At 59.8% G+C, this 24,899-nt stretch carries 23 protein-coding genes; 20 read left to right on the top strand and 3 right to left on the bottom strand.

Annotated features, from left to right (window positions below; genetic code table 11):
• Positions 1 to 308: 308 nt before the first annotated feature.
• Positions 309 to 1,529, bottom strand: coding sequence for a CaiB/BaiF CoA-transferase family protein (locus tag HBO23_RS30095; protein WP_170040721.1), 1,221 nt, complete (start codon positions 1,527 to 1,529; stop codon positions 309 to 311).
• A 12-nt stretch (positions 1,530 to 1,541) separates the two neighbouring features.
• Positions 1,542 to 2,723, bottom strand: coding sequence for an acyl-CoA dehydrogenase (locus HBO23_RS30100; protein WP_003187423.1), 1,182 nt, complete (start codon positions 2,721 to 2,723; stop codon positions 1,542 to 1,544).
• 157 nt (positions 2,724 to 2,880) lie between these two features.
• Here HBO23_RS30100 and HBO23_RS30105 point away from each other — a divergent pair, with 157 nt between their 5' ends.
• From HBO23_RS30105 to HBO23_RS30200, 20 genes are all read left to right on the top strand, one after another.
• Positions 2,881 to 3,780, top strand: coding sequence for a LysR family transcriptional regulator (locus HBO23_RS30105; protein WP_017139060.1), 900 nt, complete (start codon positions 2,881 to 2,883; stop codon positions 3,778 to 3,780).
• 452 nt (positions 3,781 to 4,232) lie between these two features.
• A complete protein-coding gene (locus HBO23_RS30110) occupies positions 4,233 to 5,354 on the top strand; it encodes a Re/Si-specific NAD(P)(+) transhydrogenase subunit alpha (protein WP_099550154.1) in 1,122 nt (373 codons plus the stop codon).
• Between the two features lie 15 nt (positions 5,355 to 5,369).
• Entirely contained in the window at positions 5,370 to 5,690 is a 321-nt protein-coding gene (locus tag HBO23_RS30115) for an NAD(P) transhydrogenase subunit alpha (RefSeq protein ID WP_003220416.1), read from the top strand.
• On the top strand, positions 5,690 to 7,126 hold the full coding sequence (locus HBO23_RS30120) for an NAD(P)(+) transhydrogenase (Re/Si-specific) subunit beta (protein ID WP_017139062.1): 1,437 nt from the start codon (positions 5,690 to 5,692) through the stop codon (positions 7,124 to 7,126). The genes HBO23_RS30115 and HBO23_RS30120 overlap by 1 nt, the downstream gene beginning before the upstream one ends.
• A gap of 235 nt (positions 7,127 to 7,361) precedes the next feature.
• Positions 7,362 to 8,855, top strand: coding sequence for an acetyl-CoA hydrolase/transferase family protein (locus HBO23_RS30125; protein WP_017139063.1), 1,494 nt, complete (start codon positions 7,362 to 7,364; stop codon positions 8,853 to 8,855).
• 318 nt (positions 8,856 to 9,173) lie between these two features.
• Positions 9,174 to 9,389 carry a DUF1127 domain-containing protein gene (locus HBO23_RS30130; protein WP_003214752.1) on the top strand — a complete coding sequence of 72 codons (216 nt, stop codon included), beginning with the start codon at positions 9,174 to 9,176 and terminating at the stop codon, positions 9,387 to 9,389.
• A gap of 263 nt (positions 9,390 to 9,652) precedes the next feature.
• Positions 9,653 to 9,838 (top strand): DUF1127 domain-containing protein, encoded by a 186-nt coding sequence (locus tag HBO23_RS30135; protein WP_017139065.1) that lies wholly within the window; start codon positions 9,653 to 9,655, stop codon positions 9,836 to 9,838.
• Positions 9,839 to 9,998: 160 nt separating this feature from the next.
• Complete coding sequence (locus HBO23_RS30140) at positions 9,999 to 10,319, top strand: DUF2388 domain-containing protein (RefSeq protein WP_017139066.1); 321 nt, start codon at positions 9,999 to 10,001, stop codon at positions 10,317 to 10,319.
• Positions 10,320 to 10,425: 106 nt separating this feature from the next.
• A complete protein-coding gene (locus HBO23_RS30145) occupies positions 10,426 to 10,734 on the top strand; it encodes a DUF2388 domain-containing protein (RefSeq protein WP_017139067.1) in 309 nt (102 codons plus the stop codon).
• A gap of 39 nt (positions 10,735 to 10,773) precedes the next feature.
• Positions 10,774 to 11,094, top strand: a complete 321-nt coding sequence (locus tag HBO23_RS30150; RefSeq protein ID WP_060756468.1) for a DUF2388 domain-containing protein — start codon at positions 10,774 to 10,776, stop codon at positions 11,092 to 11,094.
• Positions 11,091 to 13,052 carry a DUF4105 domain-containing protein gene (locus tag HBO23_RS30155; protein ID WP_170040723.1) on the top strand — a complete coding sequence of 654 codons (1,962 nt, stop codon included), beginning with the start codon at positions 11,091 to 11,093 and terminating at the stop codon, positions 13,050 to 13,052. Before HBO23_RS30150 ends, HBO23_RS30155 begins: the two co-directional genes overlap by 4 nt.
• Positions 13,053 to 13,308: 256 nt before the next feature.
• Positions 13,309 to 14,616, top strand: a complete 1,308-nt coding sequence (locus HBO23_RS30160; RefSeq protein ID WP_170040724.1) for a CitMHS family transporter — start codon at positions 13,309 to 13,311, stop codon at positions 14,614 to 14,616.
• Positions 14,617 to 14,681: 65 nt separating this feature from the next.
• Positions 14,682 to 15,449, top strand: a complete 768-nt coding sequence (locus HBO23_RS30165; protein WP_017139071.1) for a TerC family protein — start codon at positions 14,682 to 14,684, stop codon at positions 15,447 to 15,449.
• Between the two features lie 289 nt (positions 15,450 to 15,738).
• Positions 15,739 to 17,397 carry a Na/Pi cotransporter family protein gene (locus tag HBO23_RS30170; RefSeq protein ID WP_017139072.1) on the top strand — a complete coding sequence of 553 codons (1,659 nt, stop codon included), beginning with the start codon at positions 15,739 to 15,741 and terminating at the stop codon, positions 17,395 to 17,397.
• 58 nt (positions 17,398 to 17,455) lie between these two features.
• The gene (locus tag HBO23_RS30175; RefSeq protein WP_170040725.1) at positions 17,456 to 18,838 is read left to right on the top strand and encodes a pitrilysin family protein; all 1,383 of its coding nucleotides are present in this window, start codon (positions 17,456 to 17,458) and stop codon (positions 18,836 to 18,838) included.
• Between the two features lie 70 nt (positions 18,839 to 18,908).
• On the top strand, positions 18,909 to 19,940 hold the full coding sequence (locus tag HBO23_RS30180) for a DUF5924 family protein (protein WP_017139074.1): 1,032 nt from the start codon (positions 18,909 to 18,911) through the stop codon (positions 19,938 to 19,940).
• Between the two features lie 54 nt (positions 19,941 to 19,994).
• A complete protein-coding gene (locus HBO23_RS30185; protein ID WP_017139075.1) occupies positions 19,995 to 21,143 on the top strand; it encodes an ABC transporter permease in 1,149 nt (382 codons plus the stop codon).
• Positions 21,140 to 21,943, top strand: a complete 804-nt coding sequence (locus tag HBO23_RS30190) for an ABC transporter ATP-binding protein (protein WP_017139076.1) — start codon at positions 21,140 to 21,142, stop codon at positions 21,941 to 21,943. The genes HBO23_RS30185 and HBO23_RS30190 overlap by 4 nt, the downstream gene beginning before the upstream one ends.
• A gap of 1 nt (position 21,944) precedes the next feature.
• Positions 21,945 to 22,883, top strand: coding sequence for an MlaD family protein (locus tag HBO23_RS30195; protein ID WP_017139077.1), 939 nt, complete (start codon positions 21,945 to 21,947; stop codon positions 22,881 to 22,883).
• The gene (locus HBO23_RS30200; RefSeq protein ID WP_170040726.1) at positions 22,880 to 23,539 is read left to right on the top strand and encodes an ABC-type transport auxiliary lipoprotein family protein; all 660 of its coding nucleotides are present in this window, start codon (positions 22,880 to 22,882) and stop codon (positions 23,537 to 23,539) included. Before HBO23_RS30195 ends, HBO23_RS30200 begins: the two co-directional genes overlap by 4 nt.
• A gap of 86 nt (positions 23,540 to 23,625) precedes the next feature.
• On the opposite strand, the gene HBO23_RS30205 is transcribed toward HBO23_RS30200, so the two are convergent.
• Positions 23,626 to 24,855: a spore maturation protein gene (locus HBO23_RS30205; protein WP_017139079.1), complete on the bottom strand. Its 1,230-nt coding sequence runs from the start codon at positions 24,853 to 24,855 to the stop codon at positions 23,626 to 23,628.
• Positions 24,856 to 24,899 lie beyond the last annotated feature (44 nt).

Raw genomic sequence — 24,899 nt, forward strand, 5'->3', positions numbered from 1 at the left:
AACAACTTCAACCACTTGCGCTTACGATCTCTCGTTAGCGGGAGGCGAATTCTACAGCGTTACACGCTGCTGTCAACACCTCTTTTTCAACTTCCTTTTGGCTTCGATGAACTGAAGCAACTTGCTGTCGTAACTCGTTGTTTACCAAGGAGTTTTCCGTTTCGACTGCGCCGGAAGTGGGGCGAATTATAGACTTCTAGAATCTGCCGTCAACACTTAATTTAGTGCCTCTATCAATAAGTTAGAATTGATCAAAAAACAACCAGACCAACGCTCTTTGATCAAACTACTTATATAGAAGAGCAGCTTCAGATAACGCCCGCAGCCTTCAGCGCAGCCACATTCGCCGAATCCAGACCCAACACCCCCTGCAGCACCTGCACCGTATGCTCGCCCAATAGAGGAGGCGCATTACGATATTCCACCGGTGTCTTGGACAACCGCATCGGACTGGCGACCTGAGGCACCATCCCCGCCAATGCATGCGGCAACGCCATCGCCAACCCACGCGCCTTGACCTGCGGGTCGGCAAACACCTGCGCCAGATCATTGATCGGCCCACACGGCACGCCTACTTGCTCCAACTGCGACACCCACTCAGCCGTCGTCTTGAACACTGTGGCCTGGCGAATCAGCGGAATCAGCTCCGCACGGTTAGCCACCCGCACCTTGTTAGTCACGAAGCGCGGATCATCCGCCCACTGCGGCTGCCCGGCCACCTCAGCAAACTTGCGAAACTGTCCGTCATTACCCACCGTCAGAATGAAGTCGCCATCAGCCGTGGGAAAGTCCTGGTAAGGCACAATATTGGGGTGAGCATTGCCCAGGCGCTTGGGCGCAGTACCCGTCGTCAGGTAATTCATCGCCTGATTGGCCAGGCACGCCACCTGCACATCCAGCAACGCCATGTCGATATGCTGCCCACCGCCGTCATGATCCCGATGAGCCAGCGCCGCCAGGATCGCCACGGTCGAGTACAGCCCCGTCAGGATATCCGTCAACGCCACGCCCACCTTTACCGGCCCAGCTCCCTCATCACCCTCGGGCCGACCGGTCAGGCTCATAAGCCCACCCAGCCCCTGGATCATAAAGTCGTAGCCTGCACGCGTCGCATAAGGCCCCGTCTGGCCGAAGCCCGTGATCGAGCAATAGATCAACTCTGGATTGATTTCCTTGAGCGATTCATAGTCCAGCCCATACGCCGCCAGACCACCCACCTTGAAGTTCTCGATCAGGATATCGGACTTGGCCGCCAGGTCGCGCACCAACTTCTGCCCCTCCGGGCGCGTGAAGTCGATGGTCACCGACTCTTTGTTACGGTTGGCCGACAGGTAATACGCCGCCTCACTGGTGTTCTCGCCATAGGCGTCTTTAAGGAAGGGCGGCCCCCATGCCCGCGTATCATCGCCACTGCCCGGCCGCTCAACCTTGATCACCTCGGCCCCAAGGTCTGCAAGGATCTGCCCGGACCACGGGCCGGCCAGCACTCGTGACAAATCCAATACCCGCAGATGTGAAAGCGCACCCATGCCGTTCTCCTATTAATAGAACGCTTGAAGACCGGTCTGCGCGCGCCCAAGAATCAAGGCGTGCACGTCATGGGTGCCCTCATAGGTATTGACCACCTCCAGGTTGACCAGGTGACGCGCCACCCCGAACTCATCCGAAATACCGTTGCCGCCCAACATGTCCCGCGCCATGCGCGCGATATCCAGGGACTTGCCACACGAGTTGCGCTTCATGATCGACGTGATCTCAACCGCCGCCGTCCCTTCATCCTTCATGCGCCCCAAACGCAGGCAGCCTTGCAAGGCCAGGGTGATTTCGGTCTGCATATCTGCCAGCTTCTTCTGGATCAGCTGGGTAGCCGCCAAGGGCCGCCCAAACTGCTGACGGTCCAGGGTGTACTGACGAGCGGTATGCCAGCAAAACTCGGCAGCCCCCAGCGCCCCCCAGGAAATGCCATAGCGTGCCGAGTTAAGACAAGTGAAAGGCCCCTTCAGGCCGCGCACATCCGGGAAGATGTTCTCCTCGGGTACAAACACGTTATCCATGACGATCTCACCGGTAATCGAAGCCCGCAGGCCGACCTTGCCGTGAATCGCCGGAGCGCTCAGCCCCTTCCACCCCTTCTCCAGGACAAAACCACGGATATCACCCGCATCGTCCTTACCCCACACCACAAACACATCGGCGATCGGGCTGTTGGTGATCCACATCTTGGCGCCGGTCAGGCTGTAGCCGCCATCGACCTTACGTGCACGGGTAATCATCGCACCCGGGTCAGAACCGTGGTTAGGCTCGGTCAGGCCGAAACAGCCGATCCACTCGCCCGATGCCAGCTTTGGCAGGTACTTCTGCTTTTGCGCCTCGGTGCCAAATTCGTTGATCGGCACCATCACCAATGACGACTGCACACTCATCATTGAGCGATAACCGGAGTCGACACGCTCCACCTCACGGGCAATCAGCCCGTAGCTCACGTAGTTCAGGCCACTGCCGCCGTACTGCTCAGGGATCATCGCGCCCAGCAGGCCGGTTTCACCCATCTCGCGAAAAATCGCAGGGTCGGTCTTTTCATGGCGAAAGGCTTCGAGCACACGCGGCGCCAGCTTGTCCTGGGCGAATTGCTCAGCACTGTCGCGCACCATGCGCTCTTCTTCGGTGAGCTGTTGATCCAGCAACAGCGGATCGATCCAGTTGAAGCTTGCCTTGCCAGCCATGAATAAGTCCTCGGGGAAGAAAACAGAAGTCGTGGATGCAGCCTAGGCCTAGCAACCGCAGAGGGCAAACGAGGTTTATGCATAGGGTTGTGCTAATTTCTCACTTCGTAATGAGCTAGAAGCGCACAAATGCGCTTTATGAGTGAGTACAACGTACATGCGCAGAAAAATTCCCAGCACCACCGCCCTGGTCAGCTTTGAAGCAGCGGCCCGCCACGAGAGCTTTACCAAGGCGGCGCACGAGCTTTCACTCACTCAAGGCGCCATCTGTCGACAGATCGCCAGTCTGGAGGAGTTTTTGAGTGTCGAGCTATTTCGACGCTCACGGCGGGGCGTCAAGCTGACGGAAGCGGGGCTGTCGTATAGCCGTCGCGTTGCCATGCAACTGGACGCCGTAGAACGCGATACCTTGTCGGTCATGGGGCAGCAAGGTGCGAATGTCATCGAGCTGGCAGTGGTGCCAACGTTCGGCACCCAATGGCTGATCCCACGGCTTAAGGACTTCCAGCACCAACACCCGGAAGTCACGGTCAACCTCACCAACCGCACGCGCCCTTTTTTGTTTGCCGACACCGAGTTCGACGCCGCCATCTACTTTGGCGATGCCGATTGGTCGGGCACCGAATCCCACCGACTGATGGGCGAAAACCCCGTTCCCGTGTGCAGTCCGCGCTTACTGGGCAGCCGTGCCCACTTCAGCCCGGAAGAGATCGCCCAACTGCCACTGCTGCAACAAACCACTCGGCCATATGCCTGGCGCCAGTGGTTCAGCGCGCAACAACTGAACATACCTCGCGACATGACAGGCCCGCGTTACGAGCTATTCTCGATGTTGTCGCAGGCAGCCATGCATGACATGGGGATCGCGCTGATTCCGCCTTTCCTCATCCAGCGCGAGCTGGAGGAGAAGCATCTGGTGATCGCAAGCCTCGAAGCGCTGAGCAGCACAAAGGCTTACTACCTGATGATTCCCGAAAGAAAAGTCGAATCTGCGTCGCTGCACGCGTTTAGAGATTGGCTGATCGACCAGTCACAGCGCTATAACCCCAGCATTTAAAGGGCAAGGTTATTTTATTGATCTTGTAGTCAAGTAAATTAAGCGCCTACAGATGTAACTATATGTCGTGTTTTGGAAGACTGTACCTCTCAGCGTAAAAATGAGCTTAACGCCATGACTGACAAGGCTTGTAGCGACTATCAGCTGCCAATGCCCGACCATTCACGGCAAAGATAGGAAAACCGTCTACAACCCTCTAAAACCCTTTAAACACCTGTATTTAAAGAGGTTATTTTGCCATGTTGCGACAATCAGTCACAGGGTGACTTGTAGTTAATTTTTCGTCACCCGTCATAATCCCTTGAAGGCCGTAAAGTTCGCCTGCAAAATGCCGCGCCCCGCTGTCATTTCAGCGGGATCGTGCTGATCGGCCGCCCCAGCTGCGCCCCTCACGGTGCACTGGCCTTTTTACAAAAAGATCAAAAGCAAAAAGATCATGCAGGAGATTTGACGTGCACATTGGTGTTCCTCTCGAAACCCAGACCGGTGAAACGCGGGTGGCTGCCACCCCGGAAACCATCAAGAAGCTGATCGGCCAGGGCCATAAGGTCACTGTACAAAGCGGCGCAGGCATTACCGCCAGCATCGTCGACAGTGCCTATGAAACGGCAGGCGCAACCATTGGCAGCGCCAGCGACGCGTTTGGCGCCGAGCTGATTCTCAAGGTGGTTGCCCCCAGCGACAGCGAACTGACGCTGATCAAAAGCGGCACCGTGTTGGTGGGCATGCTCAACCCGTTCAGCAACGAAACCATCGCCAAGCTGGCAGAGCGAGGCATTACCGCCTTCGCGCTCGAAGCTGCGCCACGTACCTCGCGAGCCCAAAGCCTCGACGTGCTGTCGTCACAGGCCAACATTGCCGGCTATAAAGCCGTATTGCTGGCAGCCCATCACTACCCACGCTTCATGCCGATGCTGATGACTGCCGCCGGCACCGTCAAAGCCGCGCGCGTGCTGATCCTCGGCGCGGGTGTCGCAGGCCTGCAAGCCATCGCTACAGCGAAACGCCTGGGTGCCGTGATCGAAGCGTCTGACGTGCGCCCTGCCGTAAAAGAGCAGATCGAGTCCCTCGGCGCCAAGTTCGTCGACGTGCCCTACGAAACCGATGAGGAGCGTGAATGCGCGGTCGGTGTCGGCGGTTACGCGCGCCCGATGCCATCGAGCTGGATGCAGCGCCAGGCCCTGGCCGTGCATGAACGCGCCAAACAAGCGGACATTGTCATCACTACAGCGCTGATCCCGGGCCGCAAAGCCCCGACCTTGCTCAGTGCCGAAACCGTCGCACAAATGAAGCCGGGTTCGGTGGTCATCGACCTCGCCGCCGCCCAGGGTGGCAACTGCCCACTGACCGTCGCCGACCAAGTCGTGGTGGAAAACGGCGTGACCATTTGCGGCCCGACCAACCTGGCCGGTGCCGTCGCCGCCGATGCTTCTGCTTTATATGCGCGCAACCTGCTGGACTTCCTGAAGCTGGTCTTCACCAAGGAAGGGCAGTTTGAAATCAACCTCGAAGACGACATCGTCGCCGCGTGCCTGATGTGCCGCGACGGCCAAGTCATCCGCAAAAACGCCTAAGCAGGGATTCAGACGATGGAAGAGCTTATCTCCCCCGGTATCTACAACCTGATCATCTTTGTGCTGGCGATTTATGTCGGTTACCACGTGGTCTGGAACGTCACACCCGCGCTGCACACACCACTGATGGCGGTGACCAACGCGATCTCTGCGATCGTAATCGTCGGCGCCATGCTCGCCGCAGCCCTCACCGTGACACCACTGGGTAAAACCATGGGCACCCTGGCCGTGGCCTTGGCGGCGGTTAACGTATTCGGCGGGTTCCTGGTCACGCGCAGGATGCTGGAGATGTTCAAGAAGAAAGCCCCGAAAGCAAAAGAAGAGGCGCCAAAGTAATGAGCATGAATTTGGTTACGACGCTCTACTTGATCGCGTCGATCTGCTTTATCCAGGCCCTCAAAGGCCTGTCGCACCCAACCACATCGCGACGCGGCAACCTGTTCGGCATGCTCGGCATGGCGCTGGCGGTGCTGACGACCGTGGGCCTCATCTACAAGCTCGGCGCTGAGCTTGCAACAGCCGGTATCGGTTACGTGATCGTCGGCCTGCTGATCGGCGGCACCGCCGGTTCGATCATGGCCAAGCGCGTAGAAATGACCAAGATGCCAGAGCTGGTTGCCTTCATGCACAGCATGATCGGCCTGGCGGCGGTATTCATCGCGATTGCCGCCGTGGTCGAGCCGCAATCCTTGGGCATCGTCAAACACCTGGGCGACTCGATTCCTGCGGGCAACCGCCTGGAACTGTTCCTCGGCGCAGCCATTGGTGCAATTACCTTCTCCGGTTCGGTGATCGCATTCGGCAAACTCTCGGGCAAGTACAAGTTCCGCCTGTTCCAGGGCGCACCGGTACAGTTCGGTGGCCAGCACAAACTGAACCTGGTGCTCGGCCTGGCAACCCTGGGCCTGGGCCTGGCGTTCATGTTCACCGGCAACCTCACTGCGTTCGCGTTGATGCTGGCCCTGGCTTTCGTGCTGGGCGTGCTGATCATCATCCCGATCGGCGGCGCCGACATGCCGGTGGTTGTCTCGATGCTCAACAGCTACTCCGGTTGGGCAGCGGCGGGCATCGGCTTCTCGCTGAACAACTCGATGCTGATCATCGCCGGCTCCCTGGTGGGCTCCAGCGGCGCGATTCTGTCGTACATCATGTGCAAGGCAATGAACCGCTCCTTCTTTAATGTGCTGCTCGGTGGCTTCGGCAACACAGCAGATGCCGGCGCAGCGGCAGGCTCCAAAGAAGCGCGTCCGGTGAAATCCGGTTCGGCGGACGACGCCACGTTCCTGCTGACCAACGCCGACACCGTGATCATCGTTCCCGGCTACGGCCTGGCAGTCGCTCGGGCGCAACACGCCCTTAAAGAGCTGACCGAAAAGCTGACACACCGTGGCGTGACCGTGAAGTACGCGATCCACCCGGTAGCGGGCCGTATGCCTGGGCACATGAACGTGTTGCTGGCCGAGGCGGAAGTGCCTTACGACCAAGTGTTCGAGATGGAAGACATCAACTCCGAGTTCGGCCAGGCCGACGTGGTGCTGGTGTTGGGCGCCAACGACGTGGTCAACCCGGCCGCCAAGAACGACCCTAACTCACCGATTGCCGGTATGCCGATCCTTGAGGCATTCAAGGCCAAGACCATCATCGTCAACAAGCGCTCGATGGCCAGCGGCTACGCCGGTCTGGATAACGAGCTGTTCTACCTGGACAAGACCATGATGGTCTTCGGTGATGCCAAGAAAGTCATCGAAGATATGGTCAAAGCCGTCGAATAACACTGCGCCAGCGCAATACACGAAACCCTGGCCTCCAGTAGGCTGGGGTTTTTTTATTGTTCCCAAGCTCTGCGTGGGAATGCATCCGGGAATGCTCGGCGTTCCGCTTTGTACTCACGTGAAACCCGACCAAAGGCTCTAAATCGCTGCCTGGCATTCGACCATGGTAGCGGGCCGAATTTTTTTGAAATCACTACACTGCCCACCTTGCTTCCGTAGCCTGAGATAACAATTCATGTACCGTGATCGTATCCGCTTGCCTTCGTTGTTGAACAAGGTCATGAGCGCGGCAGATGCCGCCGCACTGATCGAGGACGGCATGACCGTCGGCATGAGCGGCTTCACCCGTGCCGGTGAAGCCAAGGCCGTCCCCCACGCCCTGGCCGAACGCGCCAAGACTTCGCCGCTGAAAATCACCCTGATGACCGGTGCCAGCCTGGGCAATGACTTGGACAAGCAACTGACCGAGGCCGGCGTTTTGTCGCGCCGCATGCCGTTTCAAGTCGACAGCACACTGCGCAAGGCGATCAACGCAGGCCAAGTTATGTTTATCGACCAGCACCTGTCGGAAACCGTCGAGCAACTGCGCAACAACCAGCTCAAGTTGCCGGACATCGCCGTGATCGAAGCCGTCGCGATCACCGAACAAGGACACATCGTGCCCACCACCTCCGTGGGCAACTCGGCCAGCTTTGCGATTTTCGCCAAACAAGTGATTGTCGAGATCAACCTGGCGCACAACCCGAACCTGGAAGGGCTGCACGACATCTATATCCCGACCTATCGGCCGACGCGCACGCCAATCCCACTGGTCAAGGTCGACGACCGCATCGGCAGTACCGCGATTCCGATCCCGCCGGAAAAAATCGTCGCCATCGTGATCACCAATCAGGCCGACTCCGCCTCAACCGTGACACCACCGGACGCCGACACCCAAGGCATCGCTAACCATCTGATCAACTTCCTCAAGCAGGAAGTCGACGCCGGGCGCATGACCAACAAGCTCGGCCCGCTGCAGGCCGGGATCGGCAACATCGCCAACGCGGTGATGTGCGGCCTGATCGAATCGCCATTCGAAGACCTGACCATGTATTCGGAAGTGTTGCAGGACTCGACCTTCGACCTGATCGACGCGGGCAAGCTGAGCTTTGCTTCGGGCAGCTCGATCACCTTGTCGGAGCGACGCAACGCTGACGTGTTCGGCAACCTGGAACACTACAAGGACAAGCTGGTACTGCGCCCTCAGGAAATCTCCAACCACCCTGAAGTGGTTCGGCGCCTGGGCATTATCGGTATCAACACTGCGCTTGAGTTCGACATCTACGGCAACGTCAACTCCACCCACGTCTGCGGCACGCGGATGATGAATGGGATTGGCGGCTCCGGAGACTTCGCGCGTAACGCGCACCTGGCGATTTTCGTCACCAAGTCGATTGCCAAGGGCGGCGCGATTTCCAGCGTGGTGCCGATGGTCAGCCATGTGGACCATACCGAGCATGACGTGGACATACTGGTGACCGAGGTTGGCCTCGCTGACCTGCGTGGCCTGGCGCCACGCGAGCGCGCACGGGTGATCATCGACAATTGCGTGCACCCGGCTTACCGCGATGCGCTGAACAGTTACTTCAACGCTGCCTGCGCGATCGGTGGGCATACTCCGCACATCCTGCGCGAAGCACTGAGTTGGCACATCAATCTGGAAGAAACCGGGCATATGCTCAAGGCTTGATTGATACAGATCCGAGCTGATGCAAACACAGTTTGTTCAGCTCGGTGACCACAGCCGTACATTTTGAAAAAACTGTACTGCTGTACCGGTCATTTCCTACTGAATTCTCCTACGAACCCCACCGCAAATGCCAATTTCGCACCGATAAAGTGCAGACAGGTACAGTTGCCTCATTTCCGTACAGTACAGCCGCTATAAACAGTTAACTGGCCCCTCACAATACAGGTGAACTGTATCTAGAGAGTCTTGCGTCGGAGGAGGATCATTGGCATCAGTTAAACCACTACCTAATCCCGCCACAAGCGGAAGGATGTCATCATGGAACGTACACTCAGTTCCGATCTGTTCTTCGAAGAAAAAGCTGTAAACACCCAGGCTTCCCTGCCTTTGCGCGTTCTCGCCAACCTGATGTTGTGGCAGCGCCGCATCTCCAGCCGCCATCAACTGGCTCGTCTGGATTCGCGTCTGCTGGCTGACGCCGGTATCAGCGAAGCTCAACGCTACGAAGAGCTGAGCAAGCCGTTCTGGCGCTAATTGGCGCCCGCTGGCCCTGACCCGCCGGGTCCACCGCCAGCACCCTGATTTAACAAAACAAAGCCCGCCCCGGGAAACCGGAGGCGGGCTTTGTTGTTTCCGGGTTTCAAACTTTACACGGCTAAAACAGACCCCAGAGATAAGGACCAGTACAGTTTAAATAACATAACAATTAGACGGTACAATTTAACTTTGGTGTATCTGTATTGGTAAAAGCTGGCCGCCCAAGATGGTGTTCCAAGACCTCATGGAAGGCCGCCGTCATGAACACACAGACCTCGCGTTACAAACAGTTGATCATTCGAATGGCTTGCGCCCTGGGCAGATGGGCGCGGCAGGCCCATGAACGCCGCCAACTTGCGCAACTTGACCCACGTGAATTAGCCGACGCCGGCATCAGCCAGGGCGACCGTACTGCCGAGCTGTCCAAACCTTTCTGGCGTGACTAGGCAGATAGAGGCTTTCCGAACGGATAAGCGGCAGCTTAAGATCCCGTTATTACGTGGCGAACCTTGTAGAGCGGACGTCTGATGCTTAATCCGCAGCAATGTCCGTTTCACAGTGGCCGCTTTGCGCCGCTTTTATTTGATCTTCTACAGGAGTTTTTCCATGTCCCGTCTTCGCCTGCTGAGTGCTGCCACCCTGTTGGCCCTGGCCGCCAACGCCAACGCGAGCAGCCTTATCGTGACCACCGACTCGATCGTCGGCGCCCTCAAAGCCACTTCCGATGCCAGCTCCGATGCCACGTCGTCCCTGCGTGACAACAAAGTCGTGCAAGCCGCCCGTGACGACGCTGCCAGCTTTGTTGCCAGCGAAGGCGCCATTCGTGGTGTGAAGCTGGAAAGCGCCCTGGCCCAGATTCGCCAACAGGCCCCACAACTGAACACAGCGACCGACGCACAACTGGCCCAGGCGATTCTGGCCATTTGATGATCCGGTAACGCCAGGGCATGCCAGCCGCTACCAAATGTGTCAGCGCTGGCTCTCGCCCGGGCGTTGCGCTAGCCTTGGCGCTCGCTTTCAGTTGTCGAGTCCCATGGCTTTTTCATACCGCCTGTTGATTGTTCCCGTGTTGTTTTCTGCCTGCTGGCCACCCTTGGCTTCGGCCTTTGATGTGTCCACCCAGAGCACCGTCATCAGTGCCTACGCCACCAGCAAGGTGACGTCAGCGCCCTTTGACAGAAAATTGATACTGGCCGCCCAGGATGACGCTGCCGCTTTTATCGCCACTGACGGCCAATGGCGGGGAGCTCGTCTGGAATCTGCGCTGGAGTATCTGCGCCGAACCCAGCCAAAACTTCATGTCAGCGACCTTGAACTGGCGCAGGCAATTCTCGTCCAATAATCATCGTATATTTCTATCTTTGTATTTCGGAGTCATTCCATGCGTAGCCCGCTGATCGCCGCCGCTCTGGGCCTGCTGTTGTTGGCCGATGTCGCCCACGCGCAAACCCTGAAAGCCACCAGTAACATCATCGTGCGTGCCTCGGCGCGCACCATTGATTTCACTTCGGACACCACCACTTCCATCCGCGACTCCAAAATCGTGCGCGAAGCCCACGATGACGCTGCCAGCTTCGTCGCCTCCAACGGCGAAATCCGCGGCGCACAATTGGAAGCAGCCTTCGATACCCTGCGCACCCGCGTACCGGAAGCCCGCGACGCCAGTGACCAGACCCTCGCCGAAGCTATCCTCGCTCTGTGAGGCGCCTGTTCGCCTGGCTACTGGCCGGGACTGTGCTGCTCTGTGCAGGCACAGCCCAGGCCAGCCTGCAACTGCGGCTCAAGACCGATGGCTTGAGCCCGGCCGAACAGCAGGCAAGCCAGGCGTTGCTCGACGAAGCGATGCGCGCTCTGCCGCCGCGCTTTATCGAGCAGTTGGACCGGCGTATTGATGTCGGCTGGACCGACAAGATGCCTGAAAACGCCTATGGCCAGGCTTCTCTGGTGTCCGAACTGGACCTCAACAGCAACCTGCTCGCCAGCCTCACCGACGGCAGCGCCGCCACCCAGAAGACCAATCGCCCCCATGGCACTGTGCGCCGCGAAATGCTCGCCACCGTGCTGCATGAGCTGACCCACATCTATGACCGTGCGCGCTTGTGGTCCACAGACGAGCGCCGCCTGATCCAGCGCTGCAGCCGCCAGAACAACATCACCGGCCTGATCGGCCTGCCCGATCAATGCCGTGGCCAGAACGACCGTCGTTTCACCCTGAGTGACGACCCGCGCCTGCTGGACATTGCCGGCTGGCCCCAATACGTGGGCCGTCGCGGCGAGCGCGAGCAACACAACCACCAGGTCGCCCGCAGCCCCGATATCTACGAAACCACCAGCCCGCTGGAGTTCGTGGCGGTCAATATGGAGTATTTCCTACTTGACCCGAGCTATGCCTGCCGTCGCCCCGCGCTGTTTCGCTATTACAAGGAACACTTCGGCTGGGCACCGCCCGAACAAGACACCTGCGCCAAGACCTACGCGTTCCTGAACGCCGGTAACGACTTCGCCAAAACGCCGTTGGGCCAGATCGACCCGGAGCGCGTGTATGAAATCGACTACTTGCTGGCCGAGGCCAACCAAAATCTGGTGAGCCGCTGGGGCCACAGCATGTTGCGCCTGGTGATCTGCGCACCCGGCCGCCCGCGTGGTCCGGATTGCCGATTGGACCTGGACCAGCACTTGGTGTTGTCTTACCGCGCTTTCGTCGGTGACGTACAGCTCTCGAGCTGGGATGGGCTGGTGGGCAAGTACCCGTCACGGCTGTTTGTGCTGCCGTTGGCGCAGGTGATCGACGAATACACCAAGACTGAACTGCGCGGCCTGGCCTCGGTGCCGCTCAAGCTCACCCGCCAAGAGATCAACGACACCGTCGAACATGCCGCCGAGATGCACTGGAGCTACGACGGCAATTACTTTTTTATCTCCAACAACTGCGCGGTGGAGAGCCTCAAGCTGCTACGCAGCGGCAGCGCCAACCCGCAACTGACCGGCCTGGACAACATCACCCCCAACGGCTTGCTCGAGGTGCTCAGTGCCCGCGGCCTGGCTGATACCAGTGTGCTAGACGACAAGCGCGAAGCCTTGCGCCTGGGTTATCACTTCGACTCGTTCCGCGAGCGCTACCAGGCGATGTTCGACGTGCTGCGCAAACACCTGCCGATCAAGCAGACCCAAGTCGAAGACTGGCTCGCCCTCAGTGCCGCAGAACGCCGCCAGTGGTTCATCCAGGCCGACCTGCGCACCAGCGCCGCGCTGCTGCTGCTGGAACAAGCCAGCTATCGCAAACAACTGATGCTGGCCCAGGACGAAGTCAAGCAGCGCTACCTCAATGCCCGTGAGCTGAAAAACGGCGGCATGGAAAAAGCCAACAACACACTGCAACAGATCCTCGCCAACAGCGGTTTTCTAAGCCGCCCGGCGGAATTGCTCGACAGCGGCGGCTACGGCCTGCCGCAACCTTCGGAAGCCAAACGCCTGGAATCGGAAAGCGCCGAGCGCCAGAAGCAACTGCAATCGTTGACCGGCGATCTGGATAAAGAGGTGAGGGCGCTGCTGGACCCCTCACGCGCCGACGAGATTGCCGCCTGCGAAGCCAACCTCAAGCAGATGGGCGAGCACCTGCGCGCCTTGCACAAAGCCTCAGGCGGTTTGGAGCTGCCCTGAGTCACCTTAAAGAAAACTCCTACAAACCTTCCATCATCTGACTTACACAGCGAAAGCTGGCTGAAAGCTTCCCCGTCTAGGATCGCCCCCACTGCCGGCAACAGACCGGCTGTAAACAACAACAATGGTGATTCCTGATGTCCGCTACTACCCGCCTGTTCGCTCCAACTCCACTCGTACGCTACGTGCCTTTCGTACTGCGCTGACCCCAACCCGGTTCGCCATTCCCTAGCCGCGCTACGCCCGGAGTATTCCTATGCTGACTTTCCTTGGCTTCGCCATGGTCATCACGTTCATGTACCTGATCATGACCAAGCGCCTGTCCGCGCTGATTGCCTTGATCATTGTGCCAATCCTGTTCGCCCTGTTTGGTGGTTTTGCCCCCGAGATCGGCCCGATGATGCTTGCGGGCATCACCAAGCTTGCGCCGACCGGCGTAATGCTGATGTTCGCCATTCTCTACTTTGCCCTGATGATCGACTCCGGCCTGTTCGACCCGGCCGTGCGCAAGATCCTCAAGATGGTCAAGGGCGACCCGCTGAAAGTTTCGGTCGGTACCGCCGTGCTTGCCCTGGTGGTGTCCCTGGACGGTGACGGCGCCACCACTTACATGATCTGCGTGGCCGCCATGCTGCCGCTGTACCAGCGCATCGGCATGAGCCCGCGGATCATGGCCGGCCTGATCATCCTCGCCGGCGGCGTGATGAACATGACGCCGTGGGGCGGCCCGACTGCCCGCGCCGCGAGTGCTTTGCATGTAGACCCGTCGGACATCTTCGTACCGATGATCCCGGCCATGGCTGTCGGCGTCGTGGCGATCCTGGTGATTGCCTATATGTACGGCAAACGCGAACGTGCCCGCCTGGGTGAACTGCACCTGCAGGGCGACGAGATCGATCACAGCGAGATCAGCGTGTCGCAATTCCCGGACGCCCGTCGCCCCAAGCTGATCTGGTTCAACGGCGCACTGACCTTCGCACTGATGTGCACCCTGATTGCCGGCCTGTTGCCGCTGCCAGTGCTGTTCATGGTGGCGTTCAGTATCGCGATGATCGTCAACTACCCGTGCCTGCAACAGCAGAAAGACCGCGTCGCCGCCCACGCCGGCAGCGTGCTGGCAGTCGTCGGGCTCATCTTCGCCGCGGGCATCTTCACCGGCATTCTGTCCGGTACCGGCATGGTTGATGCCATGTCCAAGAGCTTGCTGGCGGTTATCCCGGACGCACTCGGTCCGTACCTGGCGGTAATCACTGCCTTGGTGAGCATGCCGTTTACCTTCTTCATGTCCAACGACGCGTTCTACTACGGCGTACTGCCCGTACTCGCCGAAGCGGCCAGCCATTACGGCATAACCGCCGTGGAGATGGCTCGCGCGTCCATCGTTGGCCAGCCCGTGCATTTGCTCAGCCCGCTGGTGCCTTCGACTTACTTGCTGGTGGCCCTGGCCGGTATCGAGTTTGGCGATCACCAACGCTTTACCCTCAAGTGGGCAGTGCTGGTGTGCCTGTGCATAATGTTCGCCGCTTTGCTGATGGGGATTTTTCCGCTGTTCAGCACTCTATAATCGTAACGACCTGACCGCGCGGCGCTGCAGCTTGCGCGGTTTCACATTTGCTCAAAGGAATACACATGGAATGGCTGACCAATCCGGAAATCTGGATTGCCTTCTTCACCCTGACGGCCCTCGAGATCGTCCTGGGCATCGATAACATCATCATGATTTCGATCCTGGTCAGCCGCATGCCCAAGCATATGCAGGCGCGCACCCGGATCTTCGGCCTGGCCCTGGCCATGGTCACGCGAATCCTGTTGCTGCTGTCGATCACCTGGGTCATGCAACTCACCGCCGACCTGTTCGTGGTCTTCGGCCAGGGCATCTCCGGTCGCGACCTGATCCTGTTCTTCGGTGGCCTGTTCCTGCTGTGGAAAAGCTCCCAAGAGATGTACCACGCACTCGAAGGTGAAGACGAAACCCACGACGAGCCGGGCGGCAAGGGTGGCAAGTTCATCTACACCATCATCCAGATCGCGATCATCGACATCGTGTTCTCCCTGGACTCGGTTATCACGGCTGTCGGCATGGTTTCCCATGTGCCGGTCATGGTCGCTGCGATCGTGGTAGCCGTACTGGTGATGATGCTGGCTGCGGGCACTATCAGCGAATTCATCGACAAGCACCCGTCGCTGAAGATGCTGGCGCTGTCGTTCCTGCTGGTGGTGGGTACGGTGCTGATCGCCGAATCCTTCGACGTGCATGTGCCAAAAGGCTACGTCTACTTCGCCATGGCGTTCTCGCTGGCAGTAGAAGCGGTGAACATCAAGATGCGCACCGCCATCGCGAAAAAGAAGAAACAGCAGGATCCTGTGAAACTGCGCAAGGACATTCCGGGTCAATAAACCTGACCCGCTGCTGTTGATCGTTGTTGATCGTTCCCACGCTCCGCGTGGGAATGCCGCCTCAGGACGCTCCGCGTCCGCCCTCAAAGCGACGCAGAGCGTCACGGGATGCATTCCCACGCAGAGCGTGGGAACGATCTTCATGACAGTTTTGTTTCAATCCCCACTTTAGCTATGCGATGCTGGCGCAGAGCCCATTCGCCAACTACAGCTTAAGTACAAGACGTAGAACGGCACGCGGCAATTCTCATTTGCTCTTTCTGGAGCACACCCACACGGGGGGCCGAGCATGCTGACCTTGCTCAATCTGCTTTCCGCCGTGACCCTGCTTATCTGGGGCACGCACATCGTCCGTACCGGCATCTTGCGGGTCTACGGTTCCAACTTGCGCCAAGTCATCGGGCAGAACATGTCCAAGCGCTGGCTGGCGTTTATCGCCGGTATCCTGGTGACGGCCATGGTCCAGAGCAGCAACGCCACGGCGATGCTGGTGACGTCGTTTGTCGGCCAGGGCTTGATGGGCCTTATGCCGGCGCTGGCGACCATGCTCGGTGCCGACGTCGGCACGGCGTTGATGGCGCGGGTACTGACTTTCGACCTGTCCTGGCTGTCGCCACTGCTGATTTTTCTTGGGGTGATTTTCTTCCTCTCGCGTAAACAGACGCGGGCGGGGCAGATGGGCCGCGTCGGTATCGGCCTGGGCCTGATCATTCTGGCCCTGCAACTGATCGTCGAAGCCGCCGGGCCGATTACCCATGCCCAAGGCGTCAAAGTAATCTTTGCCTCGCTGACCGGCGATATTCTGCTGGATGCCTTGGTCGGCGCGCTGTTTGCGATGATTTCCTACTCCAGCCTGGCCGCCGTACTGCTGACCGCCACCCTCGCCGGTGCCGGTGTGATCGGCTTGCACGTGGCCATCGGCCTGGTGATCGGCGCCAACATCGGCAGTGGTGTGCTGGCCTTCCTCAGCACCAACATGCAGAACGCTGCCGGCCGCCAGGTCGCGCTGGGCAGCTTGTTGTACAAACTGATCGGCCTGTTGCTGATTATTCCGGTGCTCGACCCTCTCGTACGCTGGATGGATGGTTTGGACTACAGCGCCCAAGGCATGGTCATCACCTTCCATGTGCTCTACAACACCACGCGCTGCCTGATCCTGCTGCCCACCATCGGGCCAATGGCGCGCCTGTGCGCCTGGTTGCTGCCGGAACAACAGGAGACCAACGGCAAAGCCAGGCCACGTCACCTGGACCTGGCCTCGCTCGCCACCCCAAGCCTGGCGCTGGCCAACGCCGCCCGCGAGACCCTGCGCCTGGGCGACCTGATCGACAACATGCTCACCGCCATGCTCGAAGTACTGCGTGGCAAGCAAACCGCCATTACCCAGGAAATGCGCAGCCTCAGCGATGACGTCGAGGCCCTCTACAGCGCGATCAAGCTTTACCTGGCGCAAATGCCCCGCGAAGACCTCAGTGAACAGGACAGCCGCCGCTGGGCCGAGATCATCGAGCTGTCGATCAACCTCAAGCTGGCCGGCGACCTGATCGAACGTATGCTGCGCAAAGTCCAACAGCAGAAAACCTCACAGCGCCGACAGTTCTCCGAAGTCGGCCTGGAAGAACTCACCGGCCTGCACAGCCAGTTGATTGCCAACCTGCGCTTGGGCCTGTCGGTGTTTCTCAGCGCCGACCCCGAAAGCGCCCGCCAACTGCTGCGTGAAAAGCGCCGTTTCCGCGCCCAGGAGCGCCGCCTGGCCCACGCCCACGTCAGCCGTCTGCAGCGTAAAATCGTACAGAGCATGGAGACCAGTTCCCTGCACCTGGAGCTGATTGCCGACATGAAACGCCTGAACTCGTTGTTTTGCAGCAGTGCTTATGTAGTGTTGGAAACCTCAGACACCGGCGCACTCTCTGCCGAAGATATTGCCGACATCACTCATTCGCCCTGAACATACGATGGCCCGTGAAGTCAGTTAACAATGGACCTCACCCGCCAGGAAGCTTGTTATGCGTCGCCTGTTACTTGCCTGCCTGCTCATGGGCTCGGCACACACCTTTGCCTTCGACCGCCTGCAAGTCGAAGGCTACACCTTGCCCAATGGCCTGCAATTGTTGCTCAAGCCGGGCACCGAGCGTGGGCACGTGGCGATCCGCCTGGTGGTCGGCGTAGGCCTGGATGACTTTCCCTGCGCTGAAAAAGAACTGCCGCACTTGCTCGAACACTTGCTGTTCAGCGGCATCGACGGCGGTGGTGAAGGCGACCTTGAGGACCGCATGCAAGCCCTCGGCGGCGAATGGAACGCCTACACCAGCAATGCCGATACCACCTTTGTGATCGAGGCACCCGCGCAAAACCAGCGCAAGGTGCTGGACCTGTTACTGGCGATCCTCACCCGCACCGAACTGACCGACGCGAACATCAATGCCGCCAAAAAAGTGGTCGAGCGCGAAGACGGCGGCCATTACTCGCACCTGCAACGCTTGCTCGACCGCCAGGACCTGGGTCACACCGCCAGCAACCAATTGGCCATCGAACTGGGACTCAAATGCGCCGAGCGTGCCGAAGTCAGCCAGCTGACCCGCGATCAGTTGCAAACCCTGCGCACACATTGGTACGCGCCCAACAACATGACGCTGATCATCGTCGGCGACCTCGACAAACTGCTGCCGGCTTATCTGGAACGCACTTACGGTCAACTTGATCCGGTCGACCCCACCGAGCATCGGCCGCTGCCGGAAATCCAGCACACCGCCGCCAGCCATCGCGACCTTATCCACGGCTGGGTCGGTGACAGCGCCAAACTGCACTGGCTGTTCCCCGAACCGGTTTTGGACGACCAACACGATGAAACCTACGATTTGCTCAAGGACTACCTCGACTGGGCGCTGTACCGTCAGCTGCGCCTCAAGCACGGTTTGTCCTACGGCCCATGGAGTGAGCGCGAAGTGCTCGGCGGCGTCGGCTTCCTCAGCCTGAATGCCGACCTTGAGCGCGACAAACTCCCTGAGGCTGAACAGGTGTTGCAGAACCTCACGGCGCAACTGCTCAGGGACGGCCTCGACCCAGCGGTATTCGCCCGCCTGCAGCAAGCTGCCATCGCGCGCCAAGCCTGGGCGGTGCAGGGTAACAGCGCGCTGGCCGACTATTACTGGAGCGCTGCCGGCGACTATGCCGATGGCCATATCAGCGACCCGGCCAAGCGCATCAAGGCCGTAAACCTGGCGCAAACCAACCAGGCCATGCGCGAGGTGTTTAACCAGAAGGGCTACTGGCGCATCGAAAAACCCTTGCTGAGCTATGACGCCCTGAGCTGGATCGGTGCCGGTGTACTCGTGCTGATCGCCAGTGTGTTGATCGGCGTGCGCCTTTATCGCAAACAGATCACGTAATGAGGCACCGAACACAGGGCTAAGACGTTATTCTGTCTGGGATTTTTCCTACACCAATTGTGAATCGCCAATGCCAAATCTACCGCCCCTTATCCAGCGCATTATCGAACTGATCAAGCGCTATCCAGGGGTGATCGCACTCGGCGGTTTCATATCCGGTGTGTGCAGCTTCATCCTGGTGGACCGCCAGCAGGGCATGGCCAGCTGGATCGCGGTGATCATGCTGGTGAGCTGGCTGTGGCTGATGCTGGAAAACAGCTTTACCCAGCTGTTCGCCAAAGTCTTCAAGCGCGAAATCCCCGAGCCGCTGCTGCGCTACGCGACCCAGATGATCCACCAGGAAAGCCTGTTCTTCGTATTGCCGTTCTTTTTCGTCACCACCGCCTGGAACAGCGGCCAATCCGTATTCACTGGCCTGCTCGGCGCGGCGGCGCTGGTGTCGATCACCGACCCGCTGTACTACAAGTGGCTGGCACCCAAGCGCTCGCTGTTCCTGGCGCTGCACACCCTGACCTTGTTCGCGGCACTGCTCACCGCACTGCCCATCATCATGCACCTGACTACCGCCGAGAGTTACAAATTGGCGCTCGGCGTGGCCATGGCGCTGTCGATCCCGAGCCTGGCCGCGAGCCTGCCGCTGCGCAGCGTCAAAGGCTGGGCGATGCTGCTCGGGGTGACGGCCGCCATCGGCTGCGCCGGTTGGTTCCTGCGCAGTTGGGTGCCGCCGGCCACATTGTGGATGACCGAAGTGGCGATCAGCACCCAGCTGCAAGACCGCACACCGGGCGATGACCTCAAGGAAGTCACCGCCGCGCAACTGCGCAGCGGCGGGCTGTACGCTTACACCGCGATCAACGCGCCACGCGGGCTGGATGAGCGGATTTACCATGTGTGGAAATTCAACGGCCAAGAGGTCGACCGCATCGCCCTGGATATCCATGGCGGACGCAAGGAAGGCTATCGCGCCTGGACCCACAAGCAGAACTTCCCGGCCGACGCGGTCGGGCGCTGGCAGGTGCAGGTGTTGACGGAGGATGGGCAAGTCATCGGCGTGCTGCGTTTTAAAGTCACTGACCCAGCACAAACGGACAACCCAAAGTAGGCCGTATCGTGCTATTACGTAGCAATTGTGGATAGCCAAACAAGCTCGGAGCTTATGACCACTCGTACCACGGCCGGCGCAGCCCACCTCGACACCTCCAGCGTTCCCCCGTTGCTCAGGATTACGGGGGACTGGACGCTTGCCCACTACGCCAATCTTAAAAAGCTGAGCGACAAGCTCGACGGCCAATACGACGCCGGTGCACGCATCGACCTCAATGGCCTCGGCGCCCTGGATACCGCGGGTGCCTCGCTGCTGGTCGAGTTGCTGGGCCCGGAGCGCATCGAGCATTCCGCCGAGCAGACCGATTGCAGCTTGTCTACCGCCGACCGGGCACTGCTCAAAACCGTCTACCGCTCCCTGAACGATTTCTGCGTACCCGACAAAGAGCCGGAAGAAGCCGCCGGTATCCAAGTGCTGGCGCGTATCGGTCGAGCTGTCGACACTGTATGGCAGGACGGCATGAAACTGCTGGGCTTTATCGGCCTGATCCTCGAAACCTTCGCCCGTGGCGTTTTGCGCCCCAAACGCTGGCGCATCACACCGATGGTCGCGCATATCGAACAAACCGGCCTCGACGCTGCGCCCATCGTCGCGTTGCTGACCTTTCTGGTGGGCGCCGTGGTGGCGTTCCTCGGCGCCACCGTGCTCAAAAGCTTCGGTGCGACGATTTTTACCGTGGACCTGGTGGCGTTTTCTTTCCTGCGAGAATTCGGCGTATTGCTTACCGCCATCCTGATCGCAGGCCGAACGGCCAGCGCCTTTACCGCGCAAATCGGCTCGATGAAGGCTAACGAAGAAATCGACGCGATCCGCACCCTGGGCCTGGACCCAATGGAACTGTTGGTGCTGCCACGGGTAATGGCGCTGCTTGTGTCGCTGCCGATGCTGACATTTTTGGCGATGCTCTCGGGGATTGTCGGCGGCGGCGTGGTGTGTGCCGTCGCCCTGGATATTTCACCGGCGATGTTTCTCTCGCTGCTGCAATCGGACATTGGCGTGCAGCACTTTTTGGTGGGGATGGTGAAAGCGCCGATTTTCGCCTTCCTGATCGCGGCGATTGGCTGCCTCGAAGGCTTCAAGGTCAGCGGCAGCGCCGAATCGGTCGGCGCGCACACCACCTCCAGCGTGGTGCAGTCTATTTTCGTGGTGATTGTGCTGGATGCGGTCGCCGCGATGTTCTTTATGGAGATGGGCTGGTGAGTCGTCTACACCGTGCGCCCACTGAGGCGGTGATCGAAGTGCGCGGCCTGTGCAATCGCTTTGGCAGCCAGAGCGTGCACGAAAACCTCGATCTGGATTTGTACAAAGGCGAGATCCTCGCGGTGGTCGGCGGCTCCGGCAGCGGCAAGTCGGTACTGCTTCGCAGCATCGTCGGCCTGCGGCGGCCCAGCGAAGGTGAGGTGCGGGTATTCGGCAAGAACCTGCCCAATTTGTCGGAACATGAACGCTCGCTGGTGGAACGGCGCTTTGGCGTGCTGTTCCAGAAGGGTGCGCTGTTTTCCTCGCTGACGGTCACCGAAAACGTCGCCCTGCCGTTGATCGAACACGCCGGCCTCAGCCGTCGCGACGCCGAACACTTGGCGGCAGTCAAGCTAGCCCTGGCGGGGCTGCCTTTGTCGGCGGCGGATAAATACCCGGCGTCACTGTCCGGCGGCATGATCAAGCGCGCGGCCCTGGCACGCGCCCTGGCCCTGGACCCGGACATTCTGTTCCTGGACGAACCCACCGCCGGCCTCGACCCGATTGGCGCGGCGCAATTCGACCAACTGATCCTCACCCTGCGCGATGCGCTGGGCTTGAGCGTGTTCCTGGTCACCCACGACCTCGACACGCTCTACACCATCACCGACCGTGTGGCGGTGCTGGCGCAGAAGAAAGTGCTGGTGGCCGATGCCATCGATGTCGTCTCGGAAACGGACGACGCCTGGATTCACGAATATTTCCACGGCCCCCGTGGCCGCGCGGCATTGGATGCCGCTCAATCGCTTAACGAGGTATGACATGGAAACCCGAGCCCATCATGTGATGATCGGTCTGTTCAGCGTGATCGTGGTGGTCGGCGCAATGCTGTTCGGCCTGTGGCTGGCCAAGTCCAGCGTCGACAGCGCCTTCCAGGAATACGAGGTGGTGTTCAACGAGGCGGTCAGCGGCCTGTCCCAGGGCAGTTCGGTGCAATACAGCGGGATCAAGGTGGGCGATGTCACCAGCCTGCGTCTGGACCCGAAAGACCCGCGCCGGGTACTGGCGCGCATCCGTTTGGCCGGGCAGACACCGATCAAGGAAGACACCCAGGCCAAGCTGGCACTGACCGGCATCACCGGCACCTCGATCATCCAGCTCAGCGGTGGTACGCCGCAAAGCCCGGAGCTCAAGGGCAAGGACGGCAACCTGCCGGAAATTATCGCCTCGCCGTCCCCCATTGCGCGCCTGCTCAATAACAGCAACGACCTGATGACCAGCATCAACCTGCTGCTGCACAACGCCAACCACATGTTCTCGCGGGAGAACGTCGAGCGCCTGAGCAACACCCTGGACAACTTGCAACAAACCACCGGCGCCATTGCCGACCAACGCGGTGATATCAAGGTGGTGATGCAACAGTTGATGCAGGTGAGCAAGCAGGCGAGCGCCGCGCTGGAGCAAACCACCACGTTGATGCGCAATGCCAACGGCTTGCTCAATGACCAAGGCAAGCAAGCCTTCGGCAGTGCCGAGCAGGCCATGAAGTCGCTGGAACAAAGCACCACGACCATCAACACCTTGCTGACCAACAACAAAGACTCGGTGAACAGCGGCATGCAGGGCCTCAACGAACTGGCACCGGCCGTGCGCGAACTGCGCGAAACCCTCGGTTCGCTGCGCGCCATCTCCCGCCGCCTCGAAGCCAACCCCAGCGGTTACCTGCTGGGCAGCGACAAGAACAAGGAGTTCACGCCATGAAGCGTGCTTACCAAATAATCGCCCCGCTGGCCTTGGTACTGATCAGCGCCTGCTCGATCCTGCCCAAGCCGGATCCGTCTGACGTGTACCGCCTGGCGTCGGCGCCAACCAGCACCCAAGGCGCGCCGGTGAGCTGGTCGCTGCGTGTGTCCAAGCCGCAGAGCAGCGAGTTTCTCGACAGCTCGCGCATCGCCGTAGTGCCAAACGGCGACCTGATCAGCAGCTACGCGAACTCACGCTGGAGCGACCCGACGCCGGTGTTGCTGCGCAATCGGTTTATGGACGGTTTCCAGCGCGATGGGCGGGTGACGCTGCTGAGTACCGACGAGACCAACCTGCAGGCCGATTACGAGCTGGGCGGGCAGCTGCAGGCGTTTCAGAGTGAGTACCATGGCAGTGCGGTGGAGGTGGTGATCCGCCTGGATGCGCGTCTGGTGCGTGGCAGTGATCAGCGGATTATTGCCAGTCGGCGGTTTGAGGTGAAGCAGCCGGTCGGCGATACAAAAGTGCCCGCGGTAGTGGCGGCGTTTGGGCAGGCGGGGGATCGGTTGAATAAGCAGGTGGTGGATTGGGTGGTGCAGCAGGGCAATGCTGCACTTGTGGCGAGGGAGCTTGCTCCCGCTGGGCTGCGCAGCAGCCCCAAAACCCGCCCATGAATTTTAACTGACACACCTGCCAAACCCTGTTGGGGCCGCTTCGCGGCCCAGCGGGAGCAAGCTCCCTCGCCACAGATAACTAAGCCTTAACCAAAGAACCAGTAGCACACCGAAATTGCCGCCACCACGCCGGCAAACTCCGCCAGCAACGCACATCCAACCGCATGCCGCGCGCGCTGGATGCCCACCGAACCAAAGTACACCGCCAACACATAAAAGGTGGTCTCGGTACTGCCCTGAATCGTCGCCGCGACCAACGCCGGGAAGCTGTCCACGCCCTTGGCCTGCATGGTCTCGATCAACAGCGCCCGCGCCGCGCTGCCGGAGAACGGCTTGACCATCGCCGTCGGCAATGCATCGACAAAGCGCGTGTCCATGCCCGTCCAGGCCACCACATGGCGAATCCCCTCCAGGCCAAAGTCCAACGCCCCGGAGGCGCGCAATACGCCCACTGCACAAAGCATCGCCACCAGATACGGCAGCAGGTTCTTGGCAACATCGAAGCCCTCTTTGGCACCTTCGACAAATGCCTCATACACCTTCACCTTGCGCAACGCACCGATCACCAGAAACAGCATGATCAAGCCAAACAGCGTCAGGTTGCCGAGGATCGACGACAGGCCCGCCAGCGCCGTGGCGGACAGTGTCGCCAGCAACGCCATAAAGCCGCCCAGCATCAGCGCGCCGGGAATCAGATAGGCCAGCACCACCGGGTCCCACAAGCGCAGGCGCTGCATGACAGCCACCGACAACAGGCCCACCAGCGTTGAGGCGCTGGTGGCCAGCAGGATCGGCAGGAACACCAGCGTCGGGTCGGCGGCGCCTTGCTGGGCGCGGTACATGAAGATCGTCACCGGCAACAGCGTCAGCGAGGACGCGTTAAGCACCAGGAACAGAATCTGCGCGTTGCTCGCGGTGTTGGGGATGGGGTTGAGTTCCTGCAACGCCTTCATGGCTTTCAGGCCAATCGGTGTGGCGGCGTTGTCCAGGCCCAGGCCATTGGCGGCGAAGTTGAGGGTGATCAAGCCGATGGCCGGGTGGCCAGCGGGCACTTCCGGCATCAAACGGCGAAACAGCGGGCCGAGCGCCTTGGCCAGCCAATCGACGATGCCCGCTTTTTCGGCGATGCGCAAAAAGCCCAGCCATAAGGTCAGGGTGCCGAACAGCAGCACCATCACGTCCACCGACAGTTTGGCCATGGCGAAAATGCTTTCGACCATCGCCGCAAAAATCCCGGCATTACCGCCAACCAGCCATTGCGCCAGTGCTGACACCATTGCCACGACAAAGAAGCCAAGCCACAGGCCATTGAGCATCAGTTGAATCCCCCGAAAGATGGGGCGAATGATAGCGGGGCTGG

Source organism: Pseudomonas sp. WS 5532, assembly GCF_012985445.1.
In the GTDB taxonomy this organism is placed as follows: Bacteria; Pseudomonadota; Gammaproteobacteria; order Pseudomonadales; family Pseudomonadaceae; genus Aquipseudomonas; species Aquipseudomonas edaphica.